This window comes from Roseibium sp. ROS1 (assembly GCF_054658215.1).
This window is the reverse complement of record NZ_BAAGIG010000030.1, coordinates 1-617: the sequence shown is the minus strand read 5'-3', so window position 1 is coordinate 617 and position 617 is coordinate 1. Positions and strand designations below refer to the sequence as shown.

1 tRNA gene and 1 rRNA gene are annotated in these 617 nt (G+C 58.7%); both read right to left on the bottom strand.

Annotated features, from left to right (window positions below):
• A tRNA-Met gene (locus ACYQ6M_RS30360) sits at positions 1-77 on the bottom strand.
• Between the two features lie 249 nt (positions 78-326).
• A 5S ribosomal RNA gene (gene rrf, locus ACYQ6M_RS30355) occupies positions 327-441 on the bottom strand.
• Positions 442-617 lie beyond the last annotated feature (176 nt).

Below are 617 nucleotides of genomic sequence, written 5' to 3'. Positions count from 1 at the left end.
TGGTTGCGGGAGCAGGATTTGAACCTGCGACCTTCAGGTTATGAGCCTGACGAGCTACCGGGCTGCTCCATCCCGCGTTGTTTTTTTGTTTGTCCTTGGCGCGCTGCGCGTTTGGTCCAAGTGGGTTTGGTCCCTTTTGGGGATACCCTTATGTTTCGGTTTGACCGGAAGACTGCGCTGATATGGGATAAGAGATCCGGAGCGCAGCGGAGGCAAGGCCGAGTGGCCGCCGGCCGGTCAGGCTGCCCGCGCGGAGCGCAGCCCTTTAGGGCGGTGCGCGCGTGAGCGGCAAACAAGTTGAAGAGGTTTCAAATTGCGATTTGCAGGCCTGGCGGCGACCTACTCTCCCACACCTTAAGATGCAGTACCATTGGCGCTGGGGAGTTTCACGGCCGAGTTCGGGATGGGATCGGGTGGGGGCTCCCCGCTAGGGCCACCAGGCCGGCGAAGCGCAATTTGCGTGAACTGGTCTATATATTTTTTTGATGTTTTGGTCGGCCTCGCCTGGGACGAAGGTTCCAGGACGTTGGCCGTATGGATCATTTCAAACGCGCTCAAGCAGCCCGAAGGGCGGTAGCGCACTTAAAATGATCTTTTTGATGCGCCAGGGGCGCATC